General features: G+C 69.1%; 6 protein-coding genes. 2 read left to right on the top strand and 4 right to left on the bottom strand.

Annotated features, from left to right (window positions below; translation table 11 throughout):
* Positions 1 to 134 precede the first annotated feature (134 nt).
* Positions 135 to 1178: a zinc-dependent alcohol dehydrogenase family protein gene (locus tag ACWDR4_RS25310; RefSeq protein WP_450411889.1), complete on the bottom strand. Its 1044-nt coding sequence runs from the start codon at positions 1176 to 1178 to the stop codon at positions 135 to 137.
* Positions 1179 to 1340: 162 nt separating this feature from the next.
* Here ACWDR4_RS25310 and ACWDR4_RS25305 point away from each other — a divergent pair, with 162 nt between their 5' ends.
* Together ACWDR4_RS25305 and ACWDR4_RS25300 are read left to right on the top strand one after the other, a co-directional pair.
* Positions 1341 to 1580, top strand: coding sequence for a heavy-metal-associated domain-containing protein (locus ACWDR4_RS25305; RefSeq protein ID WP_389353686.1), 240 nt, complete (start codon positions 1341 to 1343; stop codon positions 1578 to 1580).
* 23 nt (positions 1581 to 1603) lie between these two features.
* Positions 1604 to 3910 carry a heavy metal translocating P-type ATPase gene (locus tag ACWDR4_RS25300; protein WP_450411887.1) on the top strand — a complete coding sequence of 769 codons (2307 nt, stop codon included), beginning with the start codon at positions 1604 to 1606 and terminating at the stop codon, positions 3908 to 3910.
* Between the two features lie 720 nt (positions 3911 to 4630).
* Here ACWDR4_RS25300 and ACWDR4_RS25295 read toward each other — a convergent pair.
* From ACWDR4_RS25295 to ACWDR4_RS25285, 3 genes are all read right to left on the bottom strand, one after another.
* Positions 4631 to 5929 (bottom strand): citrate synthase, encoded by a 1299-nt coding sequence (locus tag ACWDR4_RS25295; protein ID WP_450411885.1) that lies wholly within the window; start codon positions 5927 to 5929, stop codon positions 4631 to 4633.
* A 242-nt stretch (positions 5930 to 6171) separates the two neighbouring features.
* Positions 6172 to 8445: an SF1B family DNA helicase RecD2 gene (recD2, locus tag ACWDR4_RS25290; RefSeq protein ID WP_450411884.1), complete on the bottom strand. Its 2274-nt coding sequence runs from the start codon at positions 8443 to 8445 to the stop codon at positions 6172 to 6174.
* 65 nt (positions 8446 to 8510) lie between these two features.
* Entirely contained in the window at positions 8511 to 8876 is a 366-nt protein-coding gene (locus tag ACWDR4_RS25285; protein ID WP_450411882.1) for a hypothetical protein, read from the bottom strand.
* Positions 8877 to 8960 lie beyond the last annotated feature (84 nt).

The following is an 8960-nucleotide window of genomic DNA, read 5'->3' as shown; positions in this document are numbered from 1 at the left end:
GGACGGGCTGGGTTAGTCAGCCCGTCCGGCGTTTGAGGACAAGGCCCGTTCAGGGCCGTAGCGGGGGTCTGGGGGCGCAGCCCCCAGGGATGGGAATGGGTAAGGGCGGCGGGGGCGAAAACGCTCGGGTTGTGTCAGCGCCACGGTTCGATCACCGTCACCCCCGCCCCTGACGCCGTACCCATCTCCGCCAGGGCCGCCGGGGATTCCGTCAGCGGGATCGTGGACGTGACCAACAGGTCCGGGCGGAGGACGCCTGCCCGGACCAGCTCCAGCATCGGTGGGTAGGTGTGGGCCGCCATGCCGTGGCTGCCCAGGAGTTCGAGTTCGAGGGCGATCGCGCGGGCCATCGGGACGGGGGTCGTGCCGTCGGGCGATGGCAGCAGGCCTACCTGGACGTGGCGGCCTCGGCGGCGCAGGCCGTTCACCGAGGACGCGCAGGTGGTCGGTGAGCCAAGGGCGTCCAGGGACAAGTGGGCGCCGCCGGCGGTCAGTTCACGTACCGCCGCTGCCGTGTCACCCGTCGTCGCCGCGTTCACGCACTCCACCGCACCGAACTTCCGCGCCAGTTCCAGGGCCCCTGGTGAGACGTCTACCGCGACCACCCTCGCCCCGGCCGCCGCCGCGATCATCACCGCCGACAGGCCCACCCCGCCGCACCCGTGCACCGCGACCCACTCCCCCGCCGCCACCCGCCCCTGCTGGACGACCGCGCGGTACGCCGTCGCGAAACGGCAGCCCAGTGAGGCCGCCGTGGCATAGGACATCTCCTCCGGTACGGCGACCAGGTTCACGTCGGCGTGGTCCAACGCCACGAACTCCGCGAACGAACCCCAGTGCGTGAACCCCGGCTGGGTCTGCCGCTCGCACACCTGCTGGTCCCCGGCCGCGCAGGACGGACAGCTCCCGCAGGCACAGACGAAGGGCACGGTGACCCGGTCGCCCGCCCGCCAGCCGCTCACTCTCTCGCCGACCGCCTCGACGACACCGGCGAGTTCGTGGCCGGGTACGTGCGGCAGCGCGATGTCGGGGTCGTGGCCCATCCAGCCGTGCCAGTCGCTGCGGCACAGCCCGGTGGCCTCGACGCGCACCACGACTCCGTGCGGCGCGAGCACCGGGTCCGGCACCTCGCGTACCTCGGCCGGCTCCCCGTACCGCTCGAACACCACCGCACGCATGGGCCCCTCGCCTTCGCAGTCGCCGTCCCTCGTACCGGAGATCTTGCCACTGCCATGAGCGGAGTACCCCCCAGGGGTATAGTAGGGTGAGACTCACAGGGGGTCACAGGGCTCGTACGCCACGATGACGCCCTCGAAGACACTTCGCAGAGGAGCAACGACATGACCGCTCAGACCGACACCCCGGGTTCCGTCACCGCCGTCTACCAGGTGACCGGAATGAGCTGCGGGCACTGCGAGGGCTCGGTGTCGAGCGAGATCTCGGAGCTGGCCGGGGTCACCTCCGTGAAGGCCGTCGCCGCCACCGGTGAGGTCACCGTCGTGTCCGAGGCCCCGCTCGACGAGGCCGCCGTACGCGCCGCGGTGGACGAGGCGGGCTTCGAGCTGGCCGGCCGGGTCTGACCGTACGGACGGACACGACGACCATGACCAGCACCGGCACCGGCACCGGCACCGAGACCCCGATAGCCACGCCCCACGAGGTCGAGCTGACCATCGGCGGGATGACGTGTGCCACCTGCGCGGTCCGCGTCGAGAAGAAGCTCAACCGCATGGAGGGCGTCCTCGCGACGGTCAACTACGCGACGGAGAAGGCCAAGGTCTCGTACGCCGACGGGGTCGGGGTCGACGATCTGATCGCCACCGTCGTGAAGACGGGGTACACGGCCGAGGAGCCGCCTCCGCCGGTCCTGGTGGAGGCGTCCCCGGCCGAGCGTGACGACGAAGACCCTGAACTCGTCGGTCTACGGCAGCGGTTGGTCGTCTCCGCCCTGCTCGCCGCGCCCGTCGTCCTGATGTCCATGATTCCCGCGCTCCAGTTCGACAACTGGCGGTGGCTCGCACTGACGCTCGCCTCGCCGGTCGTCGTCTGGGGCGGACTGCCGTTCCACCGGGCCGCGTTCACCAACGCGCGGCACGGCGCGGCCACGATGGACACCCTGGTGTCGGTCGGTACGCTCGCCGCTTTCGGCTGGTCCCTCTGGGCACTGTTCTGGGGCGACGCGGGCAGACCTGCCATCCCCGGCATGCCGGGGATGGAGGGCATGGAAGGCATGGGGGTGCGGGAGAGTTTCTCGTTCACCGCCTCCCGCGCCGGCGGCACCTCCGAGATCTATCTCGAAGTCGCCGCCGGAGTCGTCGCGTTCATCCTCCTCGGGCGGTATTTGGAGGCTCGCGCCAAGCGGCGCTCGGGAGCTGCGCTGCGGGCGCTGATGCAACTCGGCGCCAAGGACGTCTCGGTGCTGCGCGGCGGGCGTGAAGTGCGGGTCCCGGTCGGCGAGTTGGCGATCGGCGACCGGTTCGTCGTACGTCCCGGGGAGAAGGTCGCCACCGACGGTACGGTCGTCGAGGGTGTCTCGGCGGTCGACGCGTCGATGCTGACCGGCGAGTCCGTACCGGTCGATGTCGGTGCCGGGGACGCCGTCACCGGTGCGACCGTGAACGCCGGGGGCCGGCTGGTCGTCGAGGCCACCCGGGTCGGCGCGGACACCCAACTCGCGCGGATGGCCCGGCTGGTGGAGGACGCGCAGAACGGCAAGGCCGAGGTACAGCGGCTCGCCGACCGGATCTCCGGGATCTTCGTGCCGGTGGTGCTGCTGATCGCGGTCGGTACGTTCGGTACCTGGCTCGGCGTGACCGGCGACACCGTCGCCGCCTTCACCGCCGCCGTCGCCGTGCTGATCATCGCCTGCCCGTGTGCGCTGGGGCTCGCCACCCCGACCGCGCTCATGGTCGGCACCGGGCGCGGGGCTCAGCTCGGCATCCTCATCAAGGGCCCCGAGGTCCTGGAGTCCACGCGCCGCGTCGACACGATCGTCCTGGACAAGACGGGCACGGTGACGACGGGACGTATGACCCTCCAGGAGGTGTACGTCGCCGAGGGCGCCGACGAGAAGCAGGTGCTGCGGCTCGCGGGCGCCCTCGAACACGCCTCCGAGCACCCGGTCGCCCGAGCCATCGCGGCGGGGGCGGAGGAGCGGGTCGGGGCGCTGCCGGAGGCCGAGTCGTTCGAGAACGTGCCCGGACGGGGCGTACGCGGGCGCGTGGACGGGCACGAGGTGGCCGTCGGACGGCTCGTGGACGGGCTGCCGGGGCCGCTCCCGGAGGAATTGGCCCGCGTGAAGGCCGAGGCCGAGAGCAGCGGACGTACGGCCGTCGTGGTCGCCTGGGACGGGGCGGCGCACGGTGTCCTCACCGTCGCCGACGCGGTCAAGGAGACCAGCGCCGAGGCCGTGCGCGAGCTGCGCGCGCTGGGGCTCACGCCGGTGCTGCTGACCGGGGACAACCGGGCGGTGGCGGAGGCGGTGGCCCAGGCGGTCGGGATCGACCAGGTGATCGCCGAGGTGCTGCCCGAGGAGAAGGTCGACGTCGTACGGCGGCTGCAGGGCGAGGGGCGGACCGTCGCCATGGTCGGCGACGGGGTGAACGACGCGGCGGCGCTGGCGACCGCCGATCTGGGGCTGGCGATGGGTACGGGCACGGACGCGGCGATCGAGGCGAGCGATCTGACGCTGGTGCGCGGGGATCTGCGGGTGGCCGCCGATGCCATCCGACTGTCCCGGAAGACGCTCGCGACCATCAAGGGCAATCTGCTGTGGGCCTTCGGCTACAACGTGGCCGCGCTGCCGCTGGCCGCCGCCGGGCTGCTCAATCCGATGATCGCGGGGGCCGCGATGGCGTTCTCGTCGGTGTTCGTGGTGACGAACAGCCTCCGACTGCGTACGTTCCGCTGAGGGCAGCCGGGATCTGCCCGAAGTTACCGTGAGTATGCCCAAGTCGTTGTCAAAGTCCCTATGGAGTCCAACGCGAGCCTCACATAAGCTCTTCACAAGGCTCGCGCATCATCCTTACGCTTGGGCCCCGGTCGCGACAACCGGGATCTGGTGTACCTAACGGACATATGCGAGAGACGCAGATCACAGTGCTGTGAACGTAACCATCGAAGGGGTTCGAAGGTCTAAGTTGGCGATGTCAGACAGCGTCTTGGGGGGCGTTGGCTGACGTCTGGGGATGTCTTGGGGGACGTCCTCGGAAATGCGTTGCCGGGACACGTACACCGGGAAGCTTGAGCGGCCCACCCCAGCGTGCGCGTCCCGGCAGACCGCACACAGCAGGAGTGCGACGAGTTTTGCTCGTTCTGCTCAACAGCTGCCTGACCGGCAGTTGGCACAACAACGGTTGCTTTGGCAGCCTGCACACCAGTGATAGCGAATTCAGGCGCTGTCCTCTCGAACGCCCGGCCGGATCCCGTGGGGGGAATCCGCACCGGGACATGGGAAGGCGCCCTGTACGCCGGCCCGTGGGGGGACCGTCGGCAGGGCGCCTTCCGCTTTTATGCCAAACAGAGTCTGCGAAGTCAGGCACGGTTCACCCGCGCCCCTTAGGGGCGCGGGGAACTGCGTGACCAGCCACAACGGACCCGCAGCTTCAGTACCGCACTTCCCGCAGAGCGATCAGCGCTCTTCTACGGGAACGAAGTCCCGCTCGACCACACCCGTGTAGATCTGGCGCGGGCGCCCGATGCGCGAGCCGGGCTCCTTGATCATCTCGTGCCACTGGGCGATCCAGCCCGGGAGACGGCCGAGGGCGAACAGGACCGTGAACATCTCCGTCGGGAAGCCCATCGCGCGGTAGATGAGGCCCGTGTAGAAGTCGACGTTCGGGTAGAGGTTGCGCGAGACGAAGTAGTCGTCGGAGAGCGCGTGCTCCTCCAGCTTCAGCGCGATGTCCAGCAGCTCGTCGGACTTGCCGAGGGCCGAGAGGACGTCGTGCGCGGCAGCCTTGATGATCTTCGCGCGCGGGTCGAAGGACTTGTACACCCGGTGGCCGAAGCCCATCAGGCGGACGCCGTCCTCCTTGTTCTTCACCTTGCGGATGAAGGAGTCGACGTCGCCGCCGTTGGCCTGGATGCCCTCCAGCATCTCCAGGACGGACTGGTTGGCGCCGCCGTGCAGCGGGCCCCAGAGCGCCGAGATACCGGCCGAGATCGACGCGAACATGTTCGCCTGGGAGGAGCCGACCAGACGGACCGTCGACGTCGAACAGTTCTGCTCGTGGTCGGCGTGCAGGATGAGCAGCTTGTCGAGGGCGGAGACGACGACCGGGTCGAGGTCGTACTCCTGCGCCGGGACCGAGAACGTCATGCGGAGGAAGTTCTCGACGTAGCCGAGGTCGTTGCGCGGGTAGACGAAGGGGTGACCGATCGACTTCTTGTACGCGTACGCGGCGATCGTCGGAAGCTTGGCGAGCAGCCGGATCGTCGAGAGGTTGCGCTGCTTCTCGTCGAACGGGTTGTGGCTGTCCTGGTAGAAGGTCGACAGCGCCGAGACGACCGACGACAGCATCGCCATCGGGTGCGCGTCACGGGGGAAGCCACGGTAGAAGTTCTTGACGTCCTCGTGCAGCAGGGTGTGCTGCGTGATCTCGTTCTTGAACACGGAGAGCTCGTCCACGGTCGGCAGCTCGCCGTTGATGAGCAGGAACGCCACCTCGAGGAAGGTGGAGCGCTCGGCCAGCTGCTCGATCGGGTAGCCGCGGTACCGCAGGATGCCCTGCTCACCGTCGAGGTAGGTGATCGCGGATTTATAGGCGGCGGTGTTGCCATAGCCGCTGTCCAGAGTCACCAGACCGGTCTGAGCGCGGAGCTTCCCGATGTCGAAGCCCTTGTCGCCGACGGTGCTGTCGATCACCGGGTAGGTGTACTCGCCGTCGCCGAACCGCAGTACTACAGCGTTATTGGTGTGCTCGCTCACGTCATCCCTCACCGACGTTGTGCCTCTTCTTCGAGGTGCCCTGACTGTCTCTACCATCCCCCATTTGGCGCAGGAGAGTGCACTCGGGGTCGACCATTGGGCCTATTGGCGGCACTCAGTGCCGCCAAGCTACTCATCCTGCCCCCCTTCGCCCTGGTTCCGGAAGTCCTGTGTGACCTTTGTGACTCATTTGATCGATCATTTTTCGCGATCGCTCCGACACCGGTCCCGCAACAGTCCCGTTACCCCTGCGACCGCAGTCTGAAATCCAGTGCCGTGCAACGCCGTCCCGCCGAAACCGTGCGCACCGCCTGGCCTATCGCCTTGCGTGAACCGACCAGGACGACCAGCTTCTTCGCCCGGGTGACGGCTGTGTAGAGGAGGTTGCGCTGAAGCATCATCCACGCGCCCGTGGTGACCGGGATGACCACCGCCGGGTACTCGCTGCCCTGGGAGCGGTGGATGGTCACGGCGTAGGCGTGGGCGAGTTCGTCCAGCTCGTCGAAGTCGTACGGCACCTCCTCGTCCTCGTCCGTCAGTACGGTGAGGCGCTGTTCGACCTCGTCGAGGGAGGTGACGACGCCGACGGTGCCGTTGAAGACGCCGTTCTCGCCCTTGTCGTAGTTGTTGCGGATCTGCGTGACCTTGTCGCCGATCCGGAAGACCCGGCCGCCGAACCGCTTCTCCGGGAGGTCGGGGCGGCCCGGGGTGATCGCCTGCTGGAGCAGCCCGTTGAGGTTGCCGGCGCCCGCCGGGCCCCGGTGCATCGGCGCGAGCACCTGGACGTCCCGCCGGGGATCGAGGCCGAACTTGGCCGGAATTCGCCGTGCGGCCACATCCACGGTGAGGCGGCCGGCCTCCTCCGTGTCCTCTTCTACGAAGAGGAAGAAGTCCTTCATGCCGTCAATGACCGGATGCTGCCCGGAGTTGATCCGGTGCGCGTTCGTCACGACGCCCGACTGCTGGGCCTGCCGGAAGACCTTGGTGAGCCGGACGGCGGGCACCGGGCTGCCGTCGGCCAGCAGGTCCCGCAGGACCTCGCCCGCGCCGACGCTGGGGAGTTGGTCCACGTCTCCGACGAACAGCAGGTGCGCGCCCGGCGGGACCGCCTTCACCAGCTTGTTGGCGAGGAGCAGGTCCAGCATGGAGGCCTCGTCGACCACCACCAGGTCGGCGTCGAGCGGACGGTCCTTGTCGTAGGCCGCGTCTCCGCCGGGCTTCAGCTCCAGGAGGCGGTGGACGGTGGAGGCCTCGGCGCCGGTGAGTTCGGCGAGGCGCTTGGCGGCGCGGCCGGTCGGGGCGGCGAGGACGACCTTGGCCTTCTTGGCGCGCGCCAGCTCCACGATCGAGCGGACCGTGAAGGACTTGCCGCAGCCCGGTCCGCCGGTGAGGACGGCGACCTTCTCGGTCAGCGCGAGCCGGACGGCCGCCTCCTGCTCGGGGGCGAGATCGGCCCCCGTACGCCCCTGGAGCCACACCAGGGCCTTGTCCCAGGCCACGTCGTGGAAGGCGGGCATCCGGTCCTGCCCGGTGCGCAGGAGGCGCAACAGCTGGGCGGAGAGGGAGAGTTCGGCCCGGTGGAAGGGAACCAGGTAGACGGCCGTCACCGGTTCCGAGTCGCCGTCGGGGCCGGGGACCTTCTCCCGTACGACACCGGGGTCCTCGCCCTCCTCCGGGGGTGCCGCGAGTTCGGCGAGGCACTCGATGACGAGGCCCGTGTCGACCTGGAGGAGCTTCACCGCGTCCGCGATCAGGCGTTCCTCGGGGAGGTAGCAGTTGCCCTGGTCGGTGGCTTGCGAAAGGGCGTACTGGAGGCCCGCCTTGACGCGCTCGGGGCTGTCGTGCGGGATGCCGACGGACTGGGCGATCTTGTCGGCGGTGAGGAAGCCGATGCCCCAGACGTCGGAGGCGAGGCGGTAGGGCTGGTTCCTGACGACCGAGATCGAGGCGTCGCCGTACTTCTTGTAGATGCGCACGGCGATGGACGTGGACACGCCGACGGTCTGGAGGAAGAGCATGACCTCCTTGATCGCCTTCTGTTCCTCCCAGGCGTCGGCGATCTTCTTCGTGCGCTTGGGGCCGAGCCCCGGCACCTCGACGAGCCGCTTGGGCTCCTCCTCGATGATCCGGAGGGTGTCCAGGCCGAAGTGCTGGGTGATCCGGTCGGCGAAGACCGGCCCGATGCCCTTGACCAGGCCCGAGCCGAGATAGCGGCGGATGCCCTGGATGGTGGCGGGCAGGACGGTCGTGTAGTTCTCGACGGTGAACTGCTTGCCGTACTGCGGATGGGAGCCCCAACGGCCCTCCATCCGCAGGGACTCGCCGGCCTGGGCGCCGAGCAGCGCGCCCACGACGGTGAGGAGGTCGCCGGCGCCTCGGCCGGTGTCGACACGGGCGACCGTGTAGCCGTTCTCCTCGTTGGCGTACGTGATCCGCTCCAGGACGCCTTCGAGGACGGCCAGGCGCCGTTCCCCCTGCGTCGTCTGCTTCGGACCGCCGCCCGCCTGAATCGACATGATCCGACGCTACCGCCAAGCACTGACAGACCGCCGGGCCTGTGGACGACGCCCCCCGAAGGCCGTCACCCCATGGCGGACTTGACGTGGTCGAGCACCGTCCGGAAGTCCTCCGTCGGGGAGAACTCCACGAACTCGCAGTCCTCAAGGGCCTCCGGGACATGGCCGGGCGCCCAGTAGTAGGCCTGTCCCGCCTCGTACGTCTCGTCGCCGTCGCCGGTGTGCATCAGCAGCCGGCCCTTGAGCACGTAGCCCCAGTGCGGGCACTGGCAGGCGTCGCCGGGCAGGCCCTTGAACGCCGGGCCCATGTCCGTGCCCTGTGGCAGGCTCACATAGCCGACCGAGAAGCCGCCTCCGATCACCTGCGTACGCAATTCCACTCCACCGCCGTCGAGCGCGATGGGGACGTCGCTTCGAGTCGCCGCCGTCATGACTCCTCCGTTTCCGGTCCGCCGTGGTCCTGGTGAGGCCCCCGCGTCCGCCCCACACGTCCAGCCTGGACCGCCTCCGACCGG

This window comes from Streptomyces sp. NPDC000878, assembly GCF_053599695.1.
This window is presented reverse-complemented; position numbering and strand designations above follow the sequence as displayed.

Coding starts and splice junctions, on each gene's coding strand:
- ACWDR4_RS25310 (WP_450411889.1), bottom strand. CDS start 1,178: ATGCGTGCGGTGGTGTTCGAGCGGTACGGGGAGCCGGCCGAGGTACGC.
- ACWDR4_RS25305 (WP_389353686.1), top strand. CDS start 1,341: ATGACCGCTCAGACCGACACCCCGGGTTCCGTCACCGCCGTCTACCAG.
- ACWDR4_RS25300 (WP_450411887.1), top strand. CDS start 1,604: ATGACCAGCACCGGCACCGGCACCGGCACCGAGACCCCGATAGCCACG.
- recD2 (WP_450411884.1), bottom strand. CDS start 8,445: ATGTCGATTCAGGCGGGCGGCGGTCCGAAGCAGACGACGCAGGGGGAA.
- ACWDR4_RS25285 (WP_450411882.1), bottom strand. CDS start 8,876: ATGACGGCGGCGACTCGAAGCGACGTCCCCATCGCGCTCGACGGCGGT.